Below are 24,166 nucleotides of genomic sequence, written 5' to 3' on the forward strand. Positions count from 1 at the left end.
GGGTTCCACCTGATCAGGAGTGCACGATGGATCTCAGCCGTCGTCAGTTCTTCAAGGTCGCCGGTATCGGCCTTGCAGGCTCTAGCCTGGGCGCGTTGGGCATGGCCCCGACGCCAGCCTTCGCCGAGCAGGTGCGCCACTTCAAGCTTGCCCACACCCATGAAACCCGCAACACCTGCCCGTATTGCTCGGTCGGTTGCGGGTTGATCATGTACAGCCAGGGCGATGCTGCGAAGAACGTCGCGCAAAGCATCATTCACATTGAGGGCGACGCCGACCACCCGGTCAACCGCGGCACCCTCTGCCCGAAAGGCGCAGGCCTTCTCGATTTCATTCACAGCCCCGGCCGTTTGCTCTACCCGCAAACCCGCAAACCGGGCAGCAGCGAATGGACACGAATCAGTTGGGACGAAGCGCTCGACCGCATCGTCGACCTGATGAAAGCCGACCGCGATGCCAATTTCATCGAGAAAAATGCCAACGGGCAAACGGTGAATCGCTGGCTGAGCACCGGTTTTCTCGCGGCGTCGGCGGCGTCCAACGAAGCCGGCTACATCACCCAAAAGGTGATTCGCAGTCTCGGCATGCTGGGGTTCGATAACCAGGCGCGTGTCTGACACGGCCCGACGGTGGCAAGTCTTGCCCCGACGTACGGCCGTGGTGCCATGACCAATACCTGGACCGATATCGCCAACGCGAATCTGATCCTGGTGATGGGCGGCAACGCAGCAGAAGCGCATCCGTGCGGCTTCAAATGGGTAACCGAGGCCAAAGCGCACAACGCTGCGCGGCTGATCGTGGTCGATCCGCGTTTTACCCGGACCGCGTCCGTGGCCGACTATTACGCGCCGATCCGCACCGGCACCGACATCGCCTTCATGGGCGGTTTGATCAATTACCTGCTGACCGAGGACAAGATCCAGCACGAATACGTGCGCAACTACACCGACATGTCGTTCATCGTCAGAGCAGGCTACGGCTTCGAAGACGGGATCTTCAGCGGCTACGACGCGGAGAAACGCAGCTACACCGACAAATCCGGCTGGGGTTACGAGATGGGCGACGACGGTTTCGTCAGAGTCGACCCGACCCTGCAAGACCCGCGCTGCGTCTATCAACTGATGAAGCAGCATTACAGCCGCTACACCATCGACCTCGCCAGCCAGATCTGCGGCATGCCGGTCGATGCCATGCAGAAAATCTGGGAAGAGATCGCCACCTGCTCGACGCCGGGCAAGACCATGACGATTCTCTACGCCCTCGGCTGGACGCAGCACTCGATCGGCGCGCAGATCATTCGCAGCGCGGCGATGGTGCAATTGCTGCTAGGCAATGTCGGCATGCCCGGCGGTGGGGTCAACGCCTTGCGCGGTCACTCGAACATTCAGGGCCTGACCGACCTTGGCTTGCTCTCCAATGCGCTGCCGGGCTACCTGACACTGGGCAGCGACACCGAGCAGGATTACGCCCAGTTCATCCACAAACGCACGCAAGTCCCGCTGCGGCCGGGGCAATTGTCCTATTGGCAGAACTACAGCAAATTCCACGTCAGCCTGATGAAGTCGTGGTACGGCGCCAACGCCACCGCCGAGAACAATTGGTGCTACGACCATTTGCCGAAACTCGACATCCCCAACTACGACGTCCTGAAGATGTTCGACCTGATGAGCCAGGGCAAGGTCAACGGCTACTTCTGTCAGGGCTTCAACCCGATCGCCGCGCTGCCGGACAAAAACCGTGTGATGGGCGCCTTGGCCAAGCTGAAATGGCTGGTGGTGATGGATCCGCTGGCCACCGAAACCTCGGAGTTCTGGCACAACGTCGGACCGTACAACGATGTGAAAAGCGCCGAAATCCAGACCGAAGTCATTCGCCTGCCCACCACCTGTTTTGCCGAAGAGGACGGCTCACTGGTCAACAGTAGTCGCTGGCTGCAATGGCACTGGAAAGGCGCCGACGGCCCGGGCGAAGCGCAGACCGACATTCGCATCATGAGCGAGCTATTCCTGCGCCTGCGCAAGCGCTATCAGGCCGAGGGCGGCAAATTCCCTGATCCGCTGCTGAAACTGACGTGGCCGTACAAGATCCCCGACGAGCCTTCGCCGGAAGAGTTGGCCAAGGAAATCAACGGCAGCGCCGTGGCAGATTTCACCGATGCCACGGGGGTGGCGGTCAAGGCCGGCTCGCAACTGGCAGGTTTCGGCTTGCTCAAGGATGACGGCAGCACTGCGTCCGGTTGCTGGATCTTCGCCGGCAGCTGGACCGAGGCCGGTAACCAGATGGCCCGCCGCGACAACGCCGATCCGTACGGCATGCATCAGCATCTCGGCTGGGCGTGGGCCTGGCCGGCCAACCGGCGGATTCTCTACAACCGCGCTTCGGCGGACGTCGCCGGCAAACCGTGGGACCCGAAAAAACGTCTGGTCTGGTGGAACGGCAAGGCCTGGGGCGGCACCGACGTGCCGGACTACAAGGCCGATGTACCGCCGGAAGCCGGGATGAACCCGTTCATCATGAACCCCGAAGGCGTGGCGCGGTTCTTCGCCGTCGACAAGATGAACGAGGGGCCATTCCCCGAGCACTACGAGCCGTTCGAAACGCCGATCGGCATTAACCCGCTGCACCCGCAAAACAAGAAAGCCACCAGCAACCCGGCGGCGCGGATCTTCGATTCGGTCTGGGAAACCCTCGGCGAGGCCAAGGACTTCCCGTACGCCGGCACCAGTTACCGGCTCACCGAGCATTTCCACTTCTGGAGCAAGCATTGCAAGTTGAACGCGATTGCCCAGCCTGAGCAGTTCGTCGAAATCGGTGAAGTGCTGGCGAAAGAGAAGGGCATCGCTGCCGGTGATCGTGTGCGCGTCAGTTGCAAGCGCGGCTTTATCGAAGCGGTGGCGGTGGTGACGAAAAGGATCCGGCCGCTGCAGGTCAACGGCCAGGTCGTGCATCAGATCGGCATCCCGCTGCATTGGGGTTTCACCGGTTTGACGCGCCACGGTTACCTGACCAACACCCTGGTGCCGTTCCTCGGCGATGGCAATACCCAGACCCCGGAATCCAAGTCATTCCTGGTCAACGTGGAGAAGCTCTGATGGAGAATCTTTAAATGGCCAGCCAAGACATTATTGCCCGCTCGGCCACCACAACCGTGCCGCCGTCGGTGAGGAATCAGGAAGCGGTGGCGAAGCTGATCGACACCACCAAATGCATCGGCTGCAAGGCCTGCCAGGTCGCCTGCTCGGAATGGAACGAGCTGCGCGACGAGGTCGGCCACAACCACGGCACCTACGACAACCCGCAAGACCTGAGCGCGGAAACCTGGACGTTGATGCGCTTTACCGAGCACGAAACCGACGCCGGCAACCTTGAGTGGCTGATCCGCAAGGACGGCTGCATGCACTGCGCCGAACCCGGTTGCCTGGCGGCGTGCCCGAGTCCCGGTGCGATCATCAAACACGCCAACGGCATCGTCGATTTCGATCAGGACCACTGCATCGGTTGCGGTTATTGCATCACCGGTTGCCCGTTCAACATTCCGCGCATTTCGCAAAAGGATCACAAGGCCTACAAGTGCACCTTGTGTTCGGACCGCGTGGCAGTAGGGCTGGAACCGGCCTGCGTGAAAACCTGCCCGACCGGCGCCATCGTCTTCGGTACCAAGGAAGACATGAAGGAACACGCCGCCGAGCGCATCGTCGACCTGAAAAGCCGTGGCTTCGAAAACGCCGGTCTGTATGACCCGGCCGGTGTTGGCGGCACGCATGTGATGTACGTGCTGCACCACGCCGACACGCCGAAAATCTATGCAGGTTTACCGCAAGATCCGGCAATCAGTCCGTTGGTGGGCCTGTGGAAAGGCATCAGTAAACCGCTGGGCCTGCTGGCCATGGGTGCGGCGGTGCTGGCCGGGTTCTTCCATTACGTGCGCATCGGCCCGAATCGCGTCGAAGAGGATGAACATCCGACGCCACCCGACACCTCGGTGCACGTCGTCGACCCGGCGGTGCACACCTTCGATCCACGCGGGGAGGACCGGCCATGAGCAACAAGACGATCCTGCGTTATACCGCCAACCAGCGAACCAATCACTGGCTGGTGGCGATCCTGTTTTTCATGGCCGGGCTGTCGGGGCTGGCGTTGTTTCATCCGTCGTTGTTCTGGCTGAGCAACCTGTTTGGCGGCGGGCCGTGGACGCGGATTCTGCATCCGTACATGGGCATCGCGATGTTTGTGTTGTTCCTCGGTCTGGTGTTCCGTTTCTGGCGTTCGAATTTCTTTATCGACAACGACTGGAAGTGGATGCGCCGCATTGACCGAGTGTTGGTCAACGATGAAGAAAGCGTGCCACCGGTAGGCAAATACAACGCCGGGCAAAAGCTGCTGTTCTGGACTTTACTCCTGTGCATGTTGGGTTTGCTGTTCACCGGACTGGTGATCTGGCGCGCCTGGTTCAGTGCGTATTTCGGCATTACTGTGATTCGCTGGGCAATGCTCCTGCATGCGCTGGCCGGGTTCATTCTGGTGCTGAGCATCATCATTCACATTTACGCCGGGCTGTGGATCAAGGGTTCGGTGGACGCGATGATGCACGGCTGGGTCAGCCGCGCCTGGGCGAAGAAACACCATGAACTCTGGTATCGCGACATCACCCGCGATGAACGCCAACCGGACGCGCCGGAACGACCGATCACCAAAAAGGGCTGACGTTTGCCAACCATTCTGGAACCTGGGGAAATCGAAGCGGCGGCGAGTTCACCGCCGTTTCTGCATCTGCCGCCTTCGAACCTGTTTACGCTGCGGGCTGATCGGCTGGAACAACTGGCCGAGGGGCATGCGCTGGCAGAGTACCTGCGACTGATTGCCGGGCTGTGCCGGGTGCAGCAGCAGGTGTTTGATGATCCGCCGCTGACCGCACCGTTCGATCAGCAACGGATCGAGGCCTGTCAGCAGCATGGTTTGCCGCCGTTTGCGGCGGACACGTTGGTGCGTGAAGAGGGTTGGCAGGCTTATCTCGATGCTTTGTTGCAGCGTTATGCGCCGGTTGAACAGCCTGCTGTCGTCGACGCGGTGGACACTTTGCGCGCCGCCAGTCCCGGCCAATTGCGCGCGTGGGCCGTGGCGTTGGTCAGTGGCCAATATTCGCTGGTGCCGGCGCAACTGGTGCCGTTTCTTGGCGCGGCGCTGCAAGTGGCGTGGAGTCACTGGCTGCTCAGCGCGGCGAATCTGCAACTGAAACCCGGCGACAGCCTCAGCCAATGCCCGGCCTGTGGTTCACCGGCCATGGCCGGGGTGATCCGCCATCGCGGCAAGCACAACGGTCTGCGTTATCTGGTGTGTTCGCTGTGTGCCTGCGAATGGCATGTGGTGCGGGTCAAGTGCGTGTATTGCGAGTCAAGTAAGGGTCTGGATTATTTCAGCCTTGAGGACGATCGCCATGCGGCCAATCAGGCGCCGATAAGGGCGGAGGTCTGTCCGGGTTGTAACAGTTATCTGAAACTGGTTTATCTGGAAAACGATGCCGATGCGGAGGGGTTGTCGGCGGATCTCAGCAGTTTGTTACTGGACATGCGTCTGGCCCAGGACGGCTATCAGCGTCTGGCGCCTAATCTATTACTGGCCCCCGGAGACGAATGACTACAACGTCTACACTCTTGCGCAGTGAACTGTCTTCAGGAGTGGCTGATGTCCCTGCGGTTACCTTCCATTGATGGTGTGTTACGTCATCCGGCCTGTGTGCCTTTGCTTGAGCGTCACGGGCGTGAATCACTGCTGGCGGGTTTGCGCCAGTTGCTCGATGAACTGCGCCCCGGTGTGTTGAACGGGCAATTGTCAGCCGTCGAAATCAGCCCTGAAGTGCTCGCTGGCCGCGTCAGTGAACGTCTGGTCCAGCAACAGCGCAGCCACGTGCGCCGGGTCTTCAACCTCACCGGCACGGTGCTGCACACCAACCTCGGCCGGGCCTTGTTGCCCGACGAAGCCATCGAAGCGGTGCAAATGGCCGCACGTTATCCGCTCAATCTGGAGTTCGATCTGGCCAGCGGCAAGCGCGGTGATCGCGATGACTTGATCGAAGGCCTGATCCGCGAACTGACCGGCGCCGAAGCCGTCACCGTGGTCAATAACAACGCCGCCGCCGTGCTGCTGACACTCAACAGTCTCGGCGCGCGCAAGGAAGGCATCATTTCCCGTGGCGAGCTGATCGAAATCGGCGGCGCCTTCCGCATCCCCGACATCATGGCCCGCGCCGGCGTGCGCCTGCATGAGGTCGGCACGACCAATCGCACCCATGCCCGCGACTATGAAGCGGCGATCAACCCGCGCAGCGGTTTGATCATGCGTGTGCATGCGAGCAACTACAGCATCGAAGGGTTTACCGCTCGCGTGCCGACTGCGGAATTGGTCGAGTTGGCCCATCGGCATGGCTTGCCGTTGCTGGAAGATCTGGGCAGCGGCAGCCTGTTGGATCTGACCCGTTGGGGTTTGCCTGCCGAACCCACGGTGCGGCAGGCGCTGCTCGACGGCGCGGACATCGTCACCTTCAGCGGCGACAAATTGCTCGGCGGCCCGCAGGCCGGGTTGATCGTCGGGCGCAAAGAACTGATCGCGAAGATCAAGAAGAACCCGTTGAAACGTGCGCTGCGGGTGGACAAGTTGACCCTGGCGGCACTGGAGGCGGTGCTCGGGTTGTATCGCGATCCTGATCGCCTGGCCGAACGTCTGCCGAGCTTGCGTCTGCTCACCCGGCCGCAGGCAGATATCTTTGCGCAGGCCTCACGCTTGCAGCCCTTGCTGGCTGAAATCCTGGGGTCGGTTTGGCAGGTTAGCGCAGTCGAGGCCTTGGGCATGATCGGCAGCGGCAGCCAACCGGTGGCGCGTTTGCCGAGTGCGGCATTGTGTATGCGCCCGCAAGTCTCCAAGCGTTTGCGCGGGCGTTGCTTGCTGAATCTGGAAGCGGCGTTGCGCGCGTTGCCGATCCCGGTGCTTGGGCGGATTGACGACGATGCGCTGTGGCTGGATCTGCGTCAGCTCGACGATGAACCGGCGTGGCTCGCGCAATTGCCGCAGTTGCAGGTCGACCCGTGATCGTCGGCACGGCGGGGCACATCGACCACGGCAAGACGTCGCTGCTACAAGCGCTGACCGGACAAACCGGCGACCGCCGCCCGCAGGAACGCGCGCGCGGCATGACCATCGACCTTGGTTATCTCTACGCCGAACTGGAACCGGGCGCGGGGCTGACCGGGTTTATCGACGTGCCCGGCCACGAGAAATTCACCCACAACATGCTCGCTGGCGCACAGGGTATCGATCTGGTCTTGCTGGTGATTGCCGCAGACGACGGCGTGATGCCGCAGACCCGCGAGCATTTGGCGATTGTCGAATTGCTCGGTATTCCGCGCGCCGTGGTGGCGATCAGCAAATGCGACCGGGTCGAAGCGGGCAGGGTGGAGGAGGTTCAGCGGCAGGTGCTGGATCTGCTTGAGGCCGGGCCGTTTGCCGAAGCGCCGATCGTGCTTGTGTCGAGCGTGACCGGGCAGGGCGTTGATGATTTGCGCGAGACGTTATTGCAGACGCAACGTGAAGTACTGGAGCGCAGTTGCGAAGGTGGTTTTCGCCTGGCCATCGACCGCGCGTTCAGCGTCGCCGGTGCGGGGATTGTCGTGACCGGCACGGCATTGTCGGGGGCGGTGGTTGTCGGCGACAAGCTCAGCCTCGGGCCTTCGGGCAAATCGGTACGAGTGCGCGGCCTATATGCGCAGAACCAACCCGCCGAACAGGCCTTCGCCGGGCAACGGGTGGCGTTGAACCTGACCGGCGAGCGCCTCGAACTGGCGCAGATCCATCGCGGCCAGTGGCTGCTGAGCGAGTGGCTGCACGCGCCGACGCAACGGGTCGACATCGACTTTCAACTGCTGCCCGGCGAACGCACCTTCGAACACTTTCACCCGGTGCACGTGCACCTCGGCACGCAGGATGTTATCGCCCGGGTGGCCTTGCTCGAAGGTCCGCGCTTGATTCCCGGCGAACGCATGTTCGCGCAACTGCTGATCAATGCGCCGGTGCACGCGGTGAAGGGCGATCGACTGATCCTGCGCGACCAGAGCGCGCAACGCACCTTGGGCGGCGGCCAGGTCCTCGACCCGTTCGCCCCGGCACGGCAACGCCGCAGCCCTGAACGTCTGGAGCAATTGCGCGCTTTGGTCTCGGGCGATGAGTTCGAACAGGTCTTGCCCGTACTGCTCAACTACAGCGCGGGCGGCCTCGACCCGCTGCGTCTGGAACGTCAGTTCAATCGCCCGCGCTCGACTTGGGCATTAGCGGAAAACGTCCGCCTCATCGACACCCGTCAAGGCCCGCTGCTGTTCAACGTGCAGCGCTGGGCACAGCTGAAGTTCACCCTGTTGGAGCAACTGACGCAGTTCCATGAACTGGAACCCGACCAGATGGGGCCGGATCGCGATCGCTTGCGGCGTTTCAGTGGATTGGCGCTGGAGCGTGCGACGTTTGTCAGTTTGCTGGATGAATTGCTCGCGGCCGGCTCGATCCAGGCAAGTGGGCCGTGGCTGCACCTGCCGGATCATCAGGTGCGCCTGAATGCCGAGGATGAAAGTCTCTGGCTAGGGCTGCAGCCGTTGTTTGAACAAGCCGGTTTCGACCCGCCGTGGGTGCGTGATGTGGCCAACGTCCTGGGGCAGGACGACGCCGTCGTGCGCTTGTTGCTGCGTAAACTGGCGCGTTTGGGTTTGATGCATCAAGTTGTGCGCGACCTGTTTTTGAGTGACGTGCAACTGCGCCAAATGGCGAACGTGCTGCTCAAACTCGCCAAGGAAAATCCGCAGGTCCAGGTGACAACCTTCCGCGATGCGCTAGGCTTGGGACGCAAACGCTGTATTCAGTACCTCGAATATTTCGACCGTGTCGGCCTGACCCGACGCCTCGGCGAATCCCGCCAGATCCGCCCCGACAACGCGCTGGCTAACGCCTGCGCACAATGAGTTCAAGGAAGGCAATCGCGCCCGGTGGCGCGGCCGGGCTTCAAACCCGGTTGGGGACGGCATCCGTTCCCGGGCAGGTTCGACTCCGGCTGCCTTCCGCCAGTTTGCCAAAAGCAAAAGATCGCAGCCTTCGGCAGCCTCTACATAGATCGGTGTAGGAGCTGCCGAAGGCTGCGATCTTTTGCTTCGGAATGCTGGATAAACCTGATCTGGCCTCGTTTAGTCACTTGGGGGTATGTGTTGGCTGTGAGATCGCCCTCGTGAGCAAGCTCGCTCCTACGGGGTCTGCGTGTAAACAAGGTTTGTGATCGAAGTCGATACCCTGTGGGAGCGAGCTTGCTCGCGAAGACGTCAGCAGCCACAAAACCTCACTCAGGGCTTGTCACAGATCCCGGCTACCGTGGTAGTTCCAGATTATCCATCACCCGATTCACCGCCAGCTCGCCGAGCATGATCAGTTGCGCGATCCCCAAAAGCGTCCTGCGCTGCGACGCAGGTACGAGATGGGCGAAATCATGGGCGATGGTTCTGGCTGAGGCGAGGGTTTCGCTGGCATCAGCCAGTAGTTCCTCGTTTTTGAAGTCTGCGGTGACGGCGTACATCCGGCGGGTTTTACGGGGCGGCGGGGTGGAGCCGGGTGGGCAGAGGTAATGATCGAGGGCGCGTTCGGCGGCGTCGTTGAGTTTTTTTGAATCGAGGGATTCGTAGGGGGAGGCGAGATCGGTTTCGGGCGGGTTGGGTGTTGGTTTGATCATGGTGAAGCTCCTTGAGATGTGGAGCCGTCACTCCATCGCTGCTAAACGGATAGGGTGGCGGCTGTACGCGGGTTAGCAGACCAGGCTCAAGGATCCCGGCGCACCGAAGTGCCCCACGCAAAGCCGCCATAACGTAATGGCAGTACTCGCGTGCCTTGAAATTTACCGAGCTGCTAAACCCGATCGCTGATTCGTCAGCGACCGACCCACAATAGAACCCGCCCCCAAGGCGCACAAGCCGGCGGATTCTGGCGTAGCTGTAGGCAATGGCGCAAGAACTTGTAGCCTCAGAGGCGTGTCTGGAGGTGTCTTTTAAACACTCCAGTTTAAAAGGCGAAAAGTCGGGCGAAGTTCTGGGACGTAAATAAATGTGTCCCCTTTTCCAGTGACTGATCGTTTCTTATCAATGGTTGGGTCTAACGAAGAATTAAGGGTTTTTATCTCCATTTCGGGGGCGATACCCCAATGTCGGAAACAAATAGGTATTTGCATAGGCTGCTATAGAGTTGATCCCGGCTACATAAGGAGGTTTATGCCAATACGCCCTTTGTCTAGTGGGACCGCATACAGGGATCCAATCCGTAGCTGATTGTAATCTGTACCAGTATAAGAGAGTGTTGGGTCCTAAATATTCAAAGCTATAGCAAGTAACCAAGGCGAATGGTTCTGTTGAAGTTGTTCGAAAATGAAACGGAAATAGTTGTGCGCCTACAGACGCCACCCACGGACCAGCTTGATAATGGTAGGTGGCATGTGGGCTACACACCAGTTCATATACGTTTTTGCAGCTAACCTCGTAACTAGCCGTCGTGCCTATCAGATCTCTGACAGTAATACGTGCATCTCCTACTCCAGTCGAAACTACATGGCCGGTAGCAGAATCAACGTAAGCAACGCTGAGGTTTGACGAACTGTATTGATAAGGAGGAGTTCCGCCTATTGCTCCGCGAGTTTGCTGTGCGTCAGGGTGCACATAATTCGTTTTCTCGAAAGGCGGGTTGTTTGGGGCCGCCGCCGGGTATAACTGGTAACCATCGAGTACCATTGGAGTGGTATCTATTTTCAGAGCAGGCGTCGCCTTAACCACATAAGTACGCACCAAAAACCGCTTCGCCAACCCCAAATCCTCACTTTTCCCAAACGCCACCCACATCTCCATGCTCAGTGGCGTCCCATCCTTCAACCCTTTCAAATCCTCATAAGGCGCGGTCGCTTCGAAGTAACCATTCCTCACCCAATCATCATTGACGAAGGCAAACGGCGCCGCCCAAATGTATTTTTCATAGGCCGAACCATCGGCATTGGTGCCCTCGAACAGCAACCAGACATATTGCCCCACCGCATTGAAGGGAAACCCCGAACACCACATTTTGCCTTCAGGTGTCAGCTCGGCCAGATTCAGCTCCGATCCTTCACCCGCATTGCTCGCTTCCTTCAAGCGAGGAGCGATGAGTTCTGCCTGGGGCAGTTCCTGCACATTGAGGATGAATGGATCAGACGGCTGCGGCTGGCCGTTGCCACGGGTAATGGTGTAACTGACGGTCACTCTGCCGCCCAGACAAAAGGCCACGAGTGCCGGTGGAGCATCGACGTTCAGACCGACCTCACTGATCGGCCGTGGATCGCTGATGTATGTGCCTTCAGCGTGGGTGCCGGGTTCGGGGATCCAGCTAACGCTGAGCCGGTCGGTGGGGAGGGTGGTGCCTTGTGGCACGACGATGGTGAGCCTGGAAACCGCGGTCATGGGCGCCAAGGTGTTGCCGTTGGCTTGCTGAACGCCGGCGGGTTTCAACTCCATGTAATCGCCTACTACCGTCGCCGTGGCGATGTTGGATTCGGCTTTCAGTGTGTCGTCGAGTTTTCGCAGTAATTTGTATTTGACCGATACGCTGGTGGCGACGATGACGTCTTTGTTCAGTACTTTCAGAACACAGGTTATTTTATTGCCGATGTCGTCCGTTTCGACTTGACCGGTGAGCACCACTGTTTTGTCATCTTGGCCCGCAATTTTCGCGGTGTAAGTGGCTTCAATTTTGTCGCCAGGCTCGAAGCGTGGGTCGACCGTCGATATGTACACCAGCAGTGGATTGCTACCGAGTTTTTTAAGGTCAATGATGCCCGGCTCGTCGGCTGTATCGCCTGCGATTTCTCGCAAAATCGGCGTGTCCAGGAGCCTGCCATCCAGATCCTCATTCACCGCCACCGCAGCGGACCATACTGCATCGGGATCCGGTCCATTGCGCAGTTGATCGGTCACGGTGTAGGAAAAGTTGAGGACCTTGTTCTGGCGTTTCGCTTTGTCGAGAAACTCACGCTCCACCGTGAAGCAGACGGTCGTTGGCATTTCGCTGCCCGGGTTCGGCGGTTCGGGGGCCTGATCCTTGCTGACCGGGAACGTCTTTATTTCGCCGTTGCACTTCAGGCTGATGGTGTCGTAAGCGCGGCAGTAGGGATAACTGAAGCAGACGGGCGCGCTGACGAAGTCTTTGCCGACGCCTTGTTTAATGAGGTCGGACAAGTCCAGGTCGAGTTCGGAGTGGCCGTCGATTTGGGGAAAGCGATCCTTCAGGCCGGGGCGGACGCGGTTATAGAGAATTTCCAGCGATGGTGTGGAAGTGCCGATGTTGTCGCTGCCACGCCTGACGGTGTAGTACATCTTGTTGACCTTGTCCGGATGCAGGCGCCCCTTAGTCCGTAACTGGGTTTTCGCGTTCGGATTTGTAATGGTCTCGCTATCCAGTGTCGCCGATTCACCCTCAAGCCAAAGCTCCATGACATCGCCGGGGTCCATGGTGCCCGACAGCGGTGGATCGACGATAACAACGGCTCCTTTACCGTCGGCGACCAGATCAGAGGCCACCAGGGGCACGCCGATGTGTGCACCTACCACGGGCGTGGTCTGGCCGTTGACCTTTGGCGGGTACAGGACGAGGACGGTGTTGTCCGGCGGGGTTGAGGTGGTCATGGATGAGGCTCCTGCGTGTTGGGAACGGGCAGGGGTTATCAGAGCGCTTAATTGAGAATTGCGCACCTGTCAGATCTGACAGGTGGCGACGAGTGGTCATCGGCGCGAGCGTCAAAAGCAAAAGATCGCAGCCTTCGGCAGCTCCTACACCGATCTATGGAGCTGCCGAAGGCTGCGATCTTTTGAACTAAAAAGCGGGAAAGCTTCGTCGTGCCCCGTTTAGCCGTTTGTGTTGGCTGTGAGATTGCCTTTGCGAGCAGGCTCGCTCCCACAGGTTCGCCGGGGTGAACACAGGTTTGTGATCGATCCCGATCACTGTGGGAGCGGGCTTGCCCGCGAAGACGTCAGTCGCTGCACCGACTTATTCAAGGCTTGGTACAGAACCGTGCTACTGCGGCAACTCCAGATTATCCATCACCCGATTCACCGCCAGTTCGCCGAGCATGATCAGTTGCGCGATCCCCAACAGCGTCCGTCGTTGCGATGCGGGTATGAGGTGGGCGAAGTCATGGGCGATGGTTCTGGCTGAGGCGAGGGTTTCGCTGGCGTCGGCCAGCAGTTCCTCGTTTTTGAAGTCTGCGGTGACGGCGTACATCCGGCGGGTTTTACAGGGCGGTGGGGTGGAGCCGGGTGGGCAGAGGTAATGATCGAGGGCGCGTTCGGCGGCGTCGTTGAGTTTTTTTGAATCGAGGGATTCGTAGGGGGAAGCGAGGTCGGTTTCGGGTGGGTTGGGTGTTGGTTTTATCATGGTGAAGCTCCTTGATTGCTGGAGCCGCCACATTTCGCTGCGAAACGAAGAGAGGTGGCAGCTGTACGCAGGTTCGCAGACCGGGAATCAAGGAACCCGGCATACCCGAAGGTATCCCGCGCACAGCCGCCATGAAGCATCATTGCCATTAATCTTGATGGCAATGCACTGGAGCGCTGTGCGCCTTGATTGATCCGGGCTGCGAAACCCGACCGCTGATTCGTCAGCGACCGCACCACAATAGAACCCGCCCCCAAGGCGCACAAGCCGGCGGATTCTGGCGTAGCTGTAGGCAATGGCGCAAGGATGTGTAGCCTCTAAGGCGTGTCTGGAGGTGTCTTTTAAACACTCAAGTTTAAAAGGCAAAAAGTCGGGCGAAGTTCTGAACGGAAAACGTGATCTATCCCTGATAACGATGCACTTTCGACATTCTCTTTTTGAATGCCTCGGGATCGAAGGGGCGTGGTGTTCCACTGGACTCACCTTTACGAAGAGCAGCTAGGATGGTTTCCAGCTCGACGCTTCGCTCCTGTTCACGGCGGATCAGGTCGCGAATGTGTTCGCTGCCGTTGGTGTAATGACCGGCTTCGATCTGAGCTTTGGTCCAGTGGTCTCGCTGATCAGTCACAGTGATGGTTTTTCGTACGGTTGCCATGGGCGGACCTCCGGAGGGTGGTCGAATGTGTGCAAAAGCAAAAAGCGGAGAACGTTGTCTGACCCTGTTTAGCCCTGTAGCGAGAGCGATCGCCCTCGCCACAGGATTGCCGGGGTACTGATCAGCCCGGCAATTCCAGATTATCCATCACCCGATTCACCGCCAGCTCGCCGAGCATGATCAATTGCGCGATCCCCAACAGCGTCCGTCGCTGCGACGCGGGTACGAGATGGGCGAAGTCATGGGCGATGGTTCTGGCGGAGGCGAGGGTTTCGCTGGCGTCGGCCAGAAGTTCTTCATTTTTGAAATCTGCGGTGACGGCGTACATCCGACGGGTTTTACGGGGCGGCGGGGTGGAACCGGGTGGGCAGAGGTAGTGATCGAGCGCGCGTTCGGCGGCGTCGTTGAGTTTTTTTGAATCGAGGGATTCGTAGGGGGAAGCGAGGTCTGTTTCGGGTGGGTTGGGCGTTGGTTTGATCATCGGTAAAGCCTCTAGAGTAATGAAGCTGCCACCGTTCGCTGCTAACGAAGGAGGTGGCGGCTATACGCGGGTTAGCAGACCAGGACTCTAGAACCCGGCGCACCGAAGTGCCCCACGCAAAGCCGCCATAACGGCAATGAACTTTGTGCGTCTAGAGAAAAACCCGGGCTGCTAAACCCGATCGCTGATTCGTCAGCGACGGCACCACAATAGAACCCGCCCCCAAGGCGCACAAGCCGGCGGATTCTGGCGTAGCTGTAGGCAATGGCGCAAGAATTTGTAGCCTTGAAGGCGTGTCTGGAGGTGTCTTTTAAACACCGGAGTTTAAAAGGCGATTTGCGCTGATTTCACTGGCCCCTTCGCGAGCAGGCTCGCTCCCACAGGTTCGGCGGTGTAAACACAGCCTGATGATCGACGCAGAAACCTGTAGGAATGAGCCTGCTCGCGATAACGGCGTATCAGTCAGCATGAATGTTGCTGAAAAGACGCTATCGCGAGCAGGCTCACTCCTACAGGGGAAAGCGTTTCAAATCGGGATGGGCGGTGGGTTAAAAACCCAACGGGTACTGGATCACCACGTAGATCCGGTCAATGTCATCGCCTGCCTGCGCCTCATTGGCCCGGTGTGAAACATGTGACACCTGCACCGACAGATCCTTCGCTGCGCCCGATTGCACGACGTACTTCAAATCGATATCGCGCTCCCAGTGTTTGCCGCCGTCGCCTTGCTGCGGCTGATAACTGCCGCTGTCAGGATCAAACGGGTTGTAGGCGCCGCCCTTGGGCGCGTGGGTGCCGTCGATGTGGCTACCGCTGACGTAGCGGGTCATGAACTTCAGGCCGGGGATGCCGAAGGCGCCGAGGTCGAGGTCGTAGCGCGCTTGCCAGGAGCGTTCGTTGGCGCCGTTGAAATCGGCGTATTTGATCGAGTTGGCGAGGTAGATCGAGTCGCCGCCGACGAAATCGAACGGTGTGTCGCCATTGATCTTTTGCCAGCCGAGCATTACCGCGTGGGGGCCGAAGGCGTATTTGCCGGACAGGCTGAACGCGGTGTTGTCGATGGCGCCGGCCAGCGCTCGGCCGGTGTCGCGGGTGTGGTAGAGGTTGGCGTCGAGTAGCACGCCGGACTGCTTGAAGTGCAGATTGCCGTAGTACTGATGCCAGGTGTCGCTCAGGTCGGAGGCGTACAGCGCGCCGCCCACTGGGCTGTCGGTGAACAGATCGGCGCCGAGAAAACTGATCCCACCGGCCTCGGTATTGGCGCCGTAGCCATAGAAATCGCCTTTGCCGGATGAGCTGTCCTGATTCTTGAACGCGGTGAAATGCCCGGCCACCAGATTGATGTGGTCGAGCTCGGCGCTGTTGAGCAGAAAGCCTGTGGCGTACTCCGGTTGCAGGCGTTTGTCGGAGGTGTCGAACACCGGGGTTTCCACGGTCATTTCACCGAAGGCGAGCGTGGTGCGCGAGGCTTTCAGCTTGAGTGCGCCGCCCGCGCTGGAGTAATCGTTTTCGCTGCGGCCATCGCTGTCGACCGGCAGCAGACCGGTCCCGGAATGGCCCTTGCCGCCGTCGAGTTTGAGCCCGGCGAAGGCGTGGGCATCGATGCCAAAACCGACCGTTCCGGTGGTGAAACCGGATGAGAAAGTGCCGATAAAGCCCTGAGCCCACTCCTGTTTGTAGTTTTTGCCGGAGGGTGAGGGCGAGCGGTAGTCGTTGCTCAGGTAGAAGTTGCGGCTGAGGATTTCGCTTTTGGCATCGTCGAAGAAACCGCTGGCGTGGGCGCTGGTGGTCAGACCGCAGAGCAGCGCGAGGAGGGTGAGACGCGAAGGGGCGCGGTCGATCATGGTCGGTGGCCAGCGGCAATTAAGGTGGCTGGGATGATCGCGGGAATGTAGGGCAGGGGATTGAGCGGATGTGCTGAATTTACGGGGCTACACAAAACCTGTGGGAGCGAGCTTGCTCGCGAAAGCGGTACATCAGTCAACATTTTTGCCGGCTGATAAACCGCTTTCGCGAGCAAGCTCGCTCCCACAGGGTTCTGGGCTGAATGAGGGTTTTGTGGCGGGAGCAAAAATCTGCGTCAGCGATGGCGGTGTGTCGGGCAACATTTTTGCTGCCTGACACACCTTTTGATCGCGTTACGACAATGGCGGCGTGCGCGGCGGGATCTGGCGTTTGCTGCCGGTCGATTCAAACGCGGCGGCGAAACGCAGCAGGTTCGAGTCGTCGTAGGCGCGGCCAGCGAAGGTCAGGCCGACCGGCATGCCGATATCGGCCATCACACCCATTGGCACGGTGACGGTCGGCACGCCGAGGTGGCGGATCGCGAGGTTGCCGTTGGCCACCCAAATGCCGTTGCTCCAGGCGATGTCAGCCGACGCCGGGTTGACGTCCGCGTCTGCCGGGCCGACGTCGGCAACAGTCGGGAACAGCACGGCATCGAGGCCCAGCGTGTCCATCCAGTCTTCGAGGTCGATGCGTCGGGTTTGCTCCAGGCCGCGCAGGCCGTCAGGCACGGTGCCGATTTCATTCCACGGGGTGATGCCGCGCTCGGCCATGCGCACGTACTCATCCATGCCGGCAGCCAGATCGCCTTCACGGTTGGGTAGGGTGCCCGGGTCGTGCGGGAAGATTTTCGGCCCGTCGACGTCGACCAAACGATTGAGTTTCGGATCACCGTTGGCTTGCAGGAAGTCGTCGAACGCCCACGCGGTCAGGTCCCACAGCTCATGGTGAAGGAACTCTTTGGAGACCAGCCCCCGAGTGAATACGGTCGGCGCGCCGGGGCGATCGCCTTCGCAGTTGGAGACCAGCGGGAAATCGGTTTCTATGACTTCGGCACCGGCCGCTTCGAGGGCCTGACGCGCCTGCTTCCACAAGTCGATCACCGAGGCGCGGGTGTTGATGCGCTGGCCGGTCGGGCCACCGATGCCCGGGGCTTCGCTGGTGCCAGCCTCGGGGTCGGCATTGATGAACATGCGCGGCACGGCGAAACGCTTGCCGGCCAGCGCTTTGGCGTCGGCGGCCAGATCGGCGTAGGCGGCGGGGCGCACTTCGCTGACGCTCGGGATCGGCACCCACGGTTGCAGACGCCAGAGGTCGCCACGGGTGTCCGGGTCTTCGGCGACGACGATGTCGAGGACTTCGAGCAGATCGGCCATGGTCCGCGCATAAGGCACGACGACGTCCATGGTCGGCGTCAACGGCCAGTTGCCGCGCACCGAGATCACCCCGCGTGACGGCGTGTAGGCGCACAAACCATTGTTCGACGCCGGGCCACGCCCGCTCGACCAGGTTTCTTCAGCCAGACCAAACGCGGCAAAACTCGCGGCAGTGGCGGTACCGGCACCGTTCGACGAACCGGAGGCAAACGGCGCGGTGAGGTAATCAGCGTTGTAAGGGCTTTCGGCGCGACCGTAGACGCCACGTTGCATGCCGCCATTGGCCATCGGCGGCATGTTGGTCTTGCCCAGGCAAATCGCCCCGGCCGCGCGCAGACGTTCAATGGTGAAGGCGTCGCGATAAGCCACCAGATCGGCGAAGGCCGGGCTGCCGGACGCTGCCGTGAGGCCTTTGACCAGATAGCTGTCCTTGGCGGTGTAGGGGATGCCGTCGAGCGGGCCGAGGGTTTTGCCTTCGGCACGACGGGCATCGGACGCGCGGGCCTCGTTCAACGCTTCAGGGTTGCGCACGACCACGGCATTCAGCGCCGTTGGGGTGTTGGCGCCATCGTAGGCATCGATGCGTGCGAGATACGCCTGCACCAGTTCGACTGCGGTGGTCTGGCCGGACTCGAGCGCGGCGCGCAGTTGGGCAATGGAAACTTCGGTGACTTCGATCATGCGCTCACCGCTGTTTGAATTTGGGTGTTTTTCCTGGAGTGGGTGTTCATATCGGTTCTCGTTGCACAGCTATAAGCGACAAGGTTAAGACTGGCGCCTATTTAACACCAAGCGGGGCGCGGAGTAATCGGCGGGATTGTTGTTTGTTCGACAATGAATCTTCGGCGAGCCCTTCGCGAGCAAGCTCGCTCCCACAAGGATTGCATTTCAAATTTGGAGCCAGGGCGCCAAGTGAAATGCGTTCCAAATGTGGGAGCGAGCTTGCTCGCGAAGGCGTCAGCCCGGCCAACCTATCACTTCAGCCGATCACAGCACCCCGTACTCCCGCGCCGTCCGATCCACCGCAATCCGCGTCTTGTCGACCAGCTCATCCAGCTCCGCGCGCGTGGCCACCAGCGCCGGGGCCATGATCATCCGCCCCAGTGTCGAGCGAATGATCAAGCCTTCCTCAAAGCCAATCGTGCGGCAACGCCAGGCGATATCGTTTTCATTGGCAAAACGCTTGCGCGTCGCTTTGTCCTCAGCAAACTGCAACGCAGCCACCAAACCAACCCCCTGAATCTCACCCACCAACGGATGACTGCCGAACACCTCGCGCAGGCAATTCTGCAGATACGGCCCGGTGTCGGTTTTCACCTGATTCACTACGCCCTCATCGCGCAAGGCCTTGAGGTTGGCAATCGCCACGGCAGCCGCGACCGGGTGCCCGGAATAGGTCAGGCCGTGGGCAAATACGCCACCTTTCTCGACCAATGCTTCAGCCATGCGCCGCGACAGAATCAAGCCACCCATAGGGATGTAACCCGAGGTCAGGCCCTTGGCGATCGACAGCGTGTCGGGCTCAAAACCAAATGCCTGATGCGCGAACCATTCACCGGTGCGGCCAAAACCGCCAATCACTTCATCCGCACACAACAACACATCGTATTGACGGCAGATACGCTGGATTTCCGGCCAGTACGTCGCCGGCGGAATGATCATCCCTCCCGCACCCTGAAACGGTTCTGCGACGAACGCGGCGACCTTGTCGGCGCCTAGCTCAAGAATCTTGTCTTCCAGTTGCCGCGCCGCTTGCAGGCCAAACTCTTCCGGGCTGAGATTACCTTCATGGGCGAACCAGTACGGCTCATCAATGTGCGCGACATCGGGGATGGTCCCGCCCATCTCATGCATGAATTTCATCCCGCCCAACGCCGTCGCGGCCAGGGTCGAGCCGTGGTAGCCGTTCCAGCGGCCGATCATGATTTTCTTCTCGGGCTTGCCCATCACCTGCCAGAACTTGCGCACGGTACGGATCAGCACTTCGTTGGCTTCGGAGCCGGAGTTGGTGTAGATCGCGTGGCTGTAGTGCTTGGGCAACAGGCTGAAGAGCAGTTCGGACAGCTCGATCACCGCCGGGTGAGTGGTGTGGAAGAACATGTTGTAGTAGGGCAGTTGTTCCAGCTGCGCGGTCGCGGCGGCGGCGAGATCCTTGCGCCCGTAACCGAGGTTGGTGCACCACAGACCCGACATGCCATCCAGATAGCGATTGCCGTCGTTATCCCACAACGCCAGGCGATCGCCGCTGACCATCACCCGTGGGCCTTCCTCGTTGAGGGCCTTTTGATCAACGAACGCATGGATGTGGTGAGCGGCGTCAGAGGCTTGGTAATCGCGGGTACTGCGGGTCGAATCGAATTCGGCGGACATGGCGGATCTCCAGAGCAAAGGGCAAGTGGGTGCGTTCGTCACAGCGCTGCACGGGGAAAGTTTTGTCATCTAAAAATATTTTTGTAAAGAAAATATTTGTCGGTAAAAAAAGATAATCGTAGGCTGACCGCCATTGGCAACGATCAACAGAGGCAACATGAGCGGACTCAGAGAACGGCAGAAGGAACAGCGCCGGCAGGTGATTGCCGAGGCGGCGCTCGAGTTGTTCAAGCGCAACGGTTTTGCGGCTACCACGCTGGACCAGATCGCCGTGCAGGCGGGGGTTTCCGCCCCCACCGTGGTCAATTATTTCGGCGGCAAGCAGGAGATTCTGCTGGCCCTGCTCAAGCAACCCGACGAGCAAGCCATGCGCGAGGCGCGGGCGAATCTCGACGATGCCAGTGATCCGCTGGAGGCGTTGTGCGAGTTCGAAGGGCTGATGACCGATTACCAGCTACAGGCGATGCCGGCTTCGCTGTGGCGGGAACTGGCGCCGTTTCTGCTGACCGGTGAGTTGGCTGAGGCGATGAGCCCGTGGAATGCCGCCGTGATCGAAGAGACCAAAGCGCTGCTTCTGCATTTTCAGCAGGCCGGCAAAGTGCGCGAATCGATCGATCTCGATGTGGTGGCGACGCTGTTCAACCAATACGCGAACATGGCGTTCATTCGCCTCGCCACGCAGGAAATCCCGGATCGGGCCGCGCACGCCTTGCACATGCGCGGGGTTTTGAATCTGTTGTGTCACGGCATGCTGGAGCGCTAAGGCTAAAAGACGATGTGCCGGAAGTGAACTAGGCTCACAGCGGTTCATCGATGGCCCACCCAGGAGCGCCGACATGGAAGACAAACCGCTGATCACGTTTCAGAGTTCCAGAGCATTGCTCGACGTGCTCATTCGCGCGGGCCTGATCACCGTTCTGGTGCTGTTCTGCTACGACATTTTCCATCCGTTTCTCAATGTCATGCTGTGGGCGCTGATCCTGGCCGTCACGCTGTATCCGCTGAATCAGGCTCTGGGCGCCAAACTCGGTAATCGCTACGGCTGGGCGGCAATCATTCTGGTGCTGCTGGGCCTGGTGATTCTGATGCTGCCGTTGAGCCTGCTGGGTGCTTCGATCGCCGATTCGATCAAGGGCAGCATGCACACGTTCGAAGCGGGGCAGTTCGAGATACCGCCGCCACCGGCCAGTGTTGAAGGCTGGCCGTTGATTGGCGCGCCGCTTTACGGCATCTGGATGCATGCGTCACAGGATCTGAGCTGGGTGTTTCAGGAACTGGCGCCACACCTCAAGGACTGGAGCAAAGTGGTGTTGCATCAAGCCGCCGGCGTCGGCGCAGGCATCGTGGTGTTTGTGATTGCCTTGATCGTTGCCGGGTTGATCATGCACCAAGGCGAGCGCGGCCACCGCACAGCGGTTGCAGTCACCACACGTATTTCCGGGCCGGTGCGCGGCCCGCAGATTGCCCAACTGTGCACGGCAACCATCCGCGCCGTGGCACAGGGTGTGGTCGGCATCGCCTTTATTCAGATGCTGCTGGTCGGCGTGGCACTGGTGGTCATGGGCGTACCGGCGGCCGGTGTTCTCGCCTTGATGGTGCTGCTGCTGGGCATCACCCAATTGCCGGTGTTGCTGATCACGCTGCCCATCGTGATTTATGTCTTCGCCGTGGACGGGGTCAGCGCCGGCACGATTATCTTTGCGGTGTGGATGGCGATTGCCGGGCTTGCCGACAACGTGCTCAAACCGATGCTGCTGGGACGCGGCGTCGCGGTGCCGATGCCAGTAGTACTGATCGGCGCGCTCGGGGGCATGGTCACCAGCGGCATTATTGGTTTGTTCACCGGGCCGGTGATTCTGGCGGTTGGCTATGAATTGTTCATCGGCTGGGTCTATCAACCGGCCGATATCACCGAGCTTCTGGAGAGCCAGCGCAAAGAAAATCTACCGTGACACTCATCCCTCTCGCTGACGCATTGGCGTACACCTCAGCGGACGTCTAGGCTGGTCAGTCAGTCGCCCTTCGGGCGCAACGCCCACGCAGGGACAGGAGCGGAACCGATGAAAGCCCCAGCCAGTATTGTCTGCCTGATGTTCACACTGGTTCTCGCGCCGGGAGTCCGCGCCGAAGACCCGCCGGCGGCGCCCCCTCCCGAGACCACCGACGACGCGCCGTTGATCAACCCGCAAGTGGTCGACAAGCTCATCGATATGGGCGATTACCTGCGCAGTCTGCCGAAATTCCAGGTCGACGCCCAAGTCTCGCGCGACACGGTTCTGGAGTCCGGGCAGAAGATCAAGACCGAGTCCGCCAACACCCTGAAAGTGGTCGGCCATGATCGCCTGTATGCGAAAAGCGAAGGCGATGTGCGCACCCGCGAGTTTTTCTATAACGGCAAAAAACTCACCCAGTATTCGCCATACCTGAAGTACTACACCACCGTCGACGCCCCGGCCACGGTGGCGGAAACCCTGCACAAGGTCGAAAACTTCTACGGTGTGCAGGTACCGATGGAGGACCTGTTTCTGTTCGGCAGTGATCAGGCGCAGATCGATGCCTTGAAAGCCGCGTTGTACGTGGGCCCGTCGGTCATCAAGGGCCAGCTCTGCGACCATTTGGCGTTTCGCCAGGAGGGCATCGACTGGCAATTGTGGCTGACCCGCTCCGACAAACCCTTGCCGTGCAAGCTGGTGATCACCACCACCGACGATAAGAGCTTCCCCGAGTACAGCGCGGTGTATCAGTGGAACCTCAAGCCGACCATTCCGGACACGCAGTTCACCTTCAAACCGGGCAAAGGCGATGTGGCGATTGCGTTTAAACAGGCCAGCGATCAGGGAGGGCAGTGATATGAACAAGTCGATGACGTGGAGTTTGTTGTTGTCGCTGGCCACCGCCACGCTGCTGACCGCCGGTTATGTCGCCGAAGCCGATGCCCGGGGGCAACGCGCCCAGGGCCATGCCCGCGCCAACGTCAATCGCGCGCCAGCACCGAACGCGCAACGGGCGCAGCGGATCAATGCGCCGCAGCGCACCAACAATGTCAGTGCCGGTAACCGGGTCAATTCGGGCAATCGGGTCAATTCGGGTAACCGGGTCAATGCCGGCAACAACGTTGGTAACCGTACGAACGTCAACAACGGCAACCGAAACGTCAACATCGACAACAGCCGCGATGTCGATATTGATGTCGACGGCCATGGCCGTTATGGCTACGACGATCACTACCATCCGGTGGCGGCCGCAGTGGCGGTAACGGCAACCGTCGCGGCCACTGCGGCGGTGGTAGGGGCGATCTTTACCCCGGCGCAAATGCCCAGCAGTTGTGTGCAGGTGATTCAGTACAACGTCGCCTACATGCAATGCGGCTCGACCTGGTACCAGCCGCAGTATCAAGGCAGTGATGTGACGTATGTGGTGGTCAATGCGCCTTGATCAGGCTTTCGGCACCCACGCTTGCATCTGCGCCAACATGCCACGGCCGCCTCGGCGTAACCCGGTGGCGAGGGTCAGCCACGACAGCTCAGTAACGATGACCTGTGCGGCCGGCACTAGTCGCACTTCACCGGCAGTACTGCCCGCCGGGCCACCGTCCGGCATGAAAATCGTCAGCCAGTCATCCACGCTTTCGACGATCAGGCACAGGCGAAAGCCTTCGCCCTCGGCAATCAGGCCGACCTTGGAACCGTCCTCGTTTTCCAGTCCGGCGAACCGCGCCGTGGTGTCTTTGAACAACTGGTAACCCGGCAGGTTGCTGAGCAGCTTGTTTTCCGTGGCCTCCAGCGCCCGCGCCGCCGCAGACGTGCGTGCCAGCAGCCCGGCGAGAAAACACAGGACGATCAGGCCCAGCAACGCCGCCAGACTCACCAGCGTCACGCCCGCCACGTCATAGCCCTTGAACATCGGCAATAACTTTTCTACCGGCCCGCGCAGCAGGTGGATGGCTTTTTCGATCAGCACGACAATCAGCACCAGCGGCAGGATGAACAGCAGCCCGCCGATCACGGTGGTCTTGATGAACTTGAACATGACGGC

At 60.1% G+C, this 24,166-nt stretch carries 19 protein-coding genes and 1 tRNA gene; 11 read left to right on the forward strand and 9 right to left on the reverse strand.

What is annotated here, in order from left to right; genetic code table 11:
• Window positions 1-26 precede the first annotated feature (26 nt).
• The 7 genes from fdnG (at window position 27) to BMY54_RS09610 (ending at window position 9,098) form a co-directional block, all read left to right on the forward strand.
• Window positions 27-3,092 (forward strand): formate dehydrogenase-N subunit alpha, encoded by a 3,066-nt coding sequence (gene fdnG, locus BMY54_RS09580; protein WP_139213394.1) that lies wholly within the window; start codon window positions 27-29, stop codon window positions 3,090-3,092.
• Between the two features lie 14 nt (window positions 3,093-3,106).
• Window positions 3,107-4,042 carry a formate dehydrogenase subunit beta gene (fdxH, locus tag BMY54_RS09585; protein ID WP_093431371.1) on the forward strand — a complete coding sequence of 312 codons (936 nt, stop codon included), beginning with the start codon at window positions 3,107-3,109 and terminating at the stop codon, window positions 4,040-4,042.
• Window positions 4,039-4,704, forward strand: a complete 666-nt coding sequence (locus tag BMY54_RS09590) for a formate dehydrogenase subunit gamma (protein WP_093431374.1) — start codon at window positions 4,039-4,041, stop codon at window positions 4,702-4,704. The genes fdxH and BMY54_RS09590 overlap by 4 nt, the downstream gene beginning before the upstream one ends.
• Window positions 4,705-4,707: 3 nt before the next feature.
• Window positions 4,708-5,634 (forward strand): formate dehydrogenase accessory protein FdhE, encoded by a 927-nt coding sequence (gene fdhE, locus BMY54_RS09595; RefSeq protein WP_093431377.1) that lies wholly within the window; start codon window positions 4,708-4,710, stop codon window positions 5,632-5,634.
• A gap of 45 nt (window positions 5,635-5,679) precedes the next feature.
• A complete protein-coding gene (gene selA / locus BMY54_RS09600) occupies window positions 5,680-7,083 on the forward strand; it encodes an L-seryl-tRNA(Sec) selenium transferase (RefSeq protein ID WP_175559579.1) in 1,404 nt (467 codons plus the stop codon).
• Window positions 7,080-8,996 carry a selenocysteine-specific translation elongation factor gene (gene selB / locus BMY54_RS09605; RefSeq protein WP_093431382.1) on the forward strand — a complete coding sequence of 639 codons (1,917 nt, stop codon included), beginning with the start codon at window positions 7,080-7,082 and terminating at the stop codon, window positions 8,994-8,996. The genes selA and selB overlap by 4 nt, the downstream gene beginning before the upstream one ends.
• Window positions 8,997-9,002: 6 nt before the next feature.
• Window positions 9,003-9,098: transfer RNA gene (locus tag BMY54_RS09610), tRNA-Sec, on the forward strand.
• 293 nt (window positions 9,099-9,391) lie between these two features.
• Here BMY54_RS09610 and BMY54_RS09615 read toward each other — a convergent pair.
• From BMY54_RS09615 to BMY54_RS09650, 8 genes are all read right to left on the reverse strand, one after another.
• Complete coding sequence (locus tag BMY54_RS09615; protein ID WP_093431385.1) at window positions 9,392-9,751, reverse strand: DUF6124 family protein; 360 nt, start codon at window positions 9,749-9,751, stop codon at window positions 9,392-9,394.
• Between the two features lie 427 nt (window positions 9,752-10,178).
• Window positions 10,179-12,716 carry a hypothetical protein gene (locus BMY54_RS09620; RefSeq protein WP_093431387.1) on the reverse strand — a complete coding sequence of 846 codons (2,538 nt, stop codon included), beginning with the start codon at window positions 12,714-12,716 and terminating at the stop codon, window positions 10,179-10,181.
• Window positions 12,717-13,104: 388 nt separating this feature from the next.
• Window positions 13,105-13,464 carry a DUF6124 family protein gene (locus BMY54_RS09625; RefSeq protein ID WP_093431390.1) on the reverse strand — a complete coding sequence of 120 codons (360 nt, stop codon included), beginning with the start codon at window positions 13,462-13,464 and terminating at the stop codon, window positions 13,105-13,107.
• Window positions 13,465-13,864: 400 nt separating this feature from the next.
• A complete protein-coding gene (locus tag BMY54_RS09630; RefSeq protein WP_093431392.1) occupies window positions 13,865-14,119 on the reverse strand; it encodes a ribbon-helix-helix domain-containing protein in 255 nt (84 codons plus the stop codon).
• Window positions 14,120-14,240: 121 nt separating this feature from the next.
• Window positions 14,241-14,600, reverse strand: coding sequence for a DUF6124 family protein (locus BMY54_RS09635; protein ID WP_093431395.1), 360 nt, complete (start codon window positions 14,598-14,600; stop codon window positions 14,241-14,243).
• A gap of 548 nt (window positions 14,601-15,148) precedes the next feature.
• Window positions 15,149-16,444 carry an OprD family porin gene (locus BMY54_RS09640; protein ID WP_093431397.1) on the reverse strand — a complete coding sequence of 432 codons (1,296 nt, stop codon included), beginning with the start codon at window positions 16,442-16,444 and terminating at the stop codon, window positions 15,149-15,151.
• A gap of 294 nt (window positions 16,445-16,738) precedes the next feature.
• Entirely contained in the window at window positions 16,739-18,442 is a 1,704-nt protein-coding gene (locus tag BMY54_RS09645; protein ID WP_093431400.1) for an amidase, read from the reverse strand.
• Window positions 18,443-18,748: 306 nt separating this feature from the next.
• Window positions 18,749-20,131: an aspartate aminotransferase family protein gene (locus tag BMY54_RS09650; RefSeq protein ID WP_093431403.1), complete on the reverse strand. Its 1,383-nt coding sequence runs from the start codon at window positions 20,129-20,131 to the stop codon at window positions 18,749-18,751.
• Between the two features lie 157 nt (window positions 20,132-20,288).
• Here BMY54_RS09650 and BMY54_RS09655 point away from each other — a divergent pair, with 157 nt between their 5' ends.
• The 4 genes from BMY54_RS09655 to BMY54_RS09670 all read left to right on the forward strand — a co-directional run bounded on the left by BMY54_RS09655 (window position 20,289) and on the right by BMY54_RS09670 (window position 23,566).
• A complete protein-coding gene (locus BMY54_RS09655) occupies window positions 20,289-20,894 on the forward strand; it encodes a TetR/AcrR family transcriptional regulator (protein ID WP_093431406.1) in 606 nt (201 codons plus the stop codon).
• Between the two features lie 73 nt (window positions 20,895-20,967).
• A complete protein-coding gene (locus BMY54_RS09660) occupies window positions 20,968-22,083 on the forward strand; it encodes an AI-2E family transporter (protein WP_093431408.1) in 1,116 nt (371 codons plus the stop codon).
• A 108-nt stretch (window positions 22,084-22,191) separates the two neighbouring features.
• Window positions 22,192-22,980 (forward strand): DUF2092 domain-containing protein, encoded by a 789-nt coding sequence (locus BMY54_RS09665; protein WP_093431412.1) that lies wholly within the window; start codon window positions 22,192-22,194, stop codon window positions 22,978-22,980.
• A 1-nt stretch (window position 22,981) separates the two neighbouring features.
• Window positions 22,982-23,566: a hypothetical protein gene (locus tag BMY54_RS09670; protein ID WP_093431415.1), complete on the forward strand. Its 585-nt coding sequence runs from the start codon at window positions 22,982-22,984 to the stop codon at window positions 23,564-23,566.
• Here BMY54_RS09670 and BMY54_RS09675 read toward each other — a convergent pair whose 3' ends face one another.
• Window positions 23,567-24,160 (reverse strand): DUF502 domain-containing protein, encoded by a 594-nt coding sequence (locus BMY54_RS09675; protein WP_093431418.1) that lies wholly within the window; start codon window positions 24,158-24,160, stop codon window positions 23,567-23,569.
• Window positions 24,161-24,166 lie beyond the last annotated feature (6 nt).

This window comes from Pseudomonas sp. ok266 (assembly GCF_900110195.1).
In the GTDB taxonomy this organism is placed as follows: Bacteria; Pseudomonadota; Gammaproteobacteria; order Pseudomonadales; family Pseudomonadaceae; genus Aquipseudomonas; species Aquipseudomonas neuropathica.

Bases quoted from the DNA above. Each gene is read 5' to 3' on its own strand.
- fdxH (WP_093431371.1), top strand. From the start codon at position 3,107: ATGGCCAGCCAAGACATTATTGCCCGCTCGGCCACCACAACCGTGCCG.
- BMY54_RS09590 (WP_093431374.1), top strand. From the start codon at position 4,039: ATGAGCAACAAGACGATCCTGCGTTATACCGCCAACCAGCGAACCAAT.
- BMY54_RS09615 (WP_093431385.1), bottom strand. From the start codon at position 9,751: ATGATCAAACCAACACCCAACCCGCCCGAAACCGATCTCGCCTCCCCC.
- BMY54_RS09620 (WP_093431387.1), bottom strand. From the start codon at position 12,716: ATGACCACCTCAACCCCGCCGGACAACACCGTCCTCGTCCTGTACCCG.
- BMY54_RS09625 (WP_093431390.1), bottom strand. From the start codon at position 13,464: ATGATAAAACCAACACCCAACCCACCCGAAACCGACCTCGCTTCCCCC.
- BMY54_RS09630 (WP_093431392.1), bottom strand. From the start codon at position 14,119: ATGGCAACCGTACGAAAAACCATCACTGTGACTGATCAGCGAGACCAC.
- BMY54_RS09635 (WP_093431395.1), bottom strand. From the start codon at position 14,600: ATGATCAAACCAACGCCCAACCCACCCGAAACAGACCTCGCTTCCCCC.
- BMY54_RS09640 (WP_093431397.1), bottom strand. From the start codon at position 16,444: ATGATCGACCGCGCCCCTTCGCGTCTCACCCTCCTCGCGCTGCTCTGC.
- BMY54_RS09645 (WP_093431400.1), bottom strand. From the start codon at position 18,442: ATGATCGAAGTCACCGAAGTTTCCATTGCCCAACTGCGCGCCGCGCTC.
- BMY54_RS09650 (WP_093431403.1), bottom strand. From the start codon at position 20,131: ATGTCCGCCGAATTCGATTCGACCCGCAGTACCCGCGATTACCAAGCC.
- BMY54_RS09655 (WP_093431406.1), top strand. From the start codon at position 20,289: ATGAGCGGACTCAGAGAACGGCAGAAGGAACAGCGCCGGCAGGTGATT.
- BMY54_RS09660 (WP_093431408.1), top strand. From the start codon at position 20,968: ATGGAAGACAAACCGCTGATCACGTTTCAGAGTTCCAGAGCATTGCTC.
- BMY54_RS09665 (WP_093431412.1), top strand. From the start codon at position 22,192: ATGAAAGCCCCAGCCAGTATTGTCTGCCTGATGTTCACACTGGTTCTC.
- BMY54_RS09670 (WP_093431415.1), top strand. From the start codon at position 22,982: ATGAACAAGTCGATGACGTGGAGTTTGTTGTTGTCGCTGGCCACCGCC.
- BMY54_RS09675 (WP_093431418.1), bottom strand. From the start codon at position 24,160: ATGTTCAAGTTCATCAAGACCACCGTGATCGGCGGGCTGCTGTTCATC.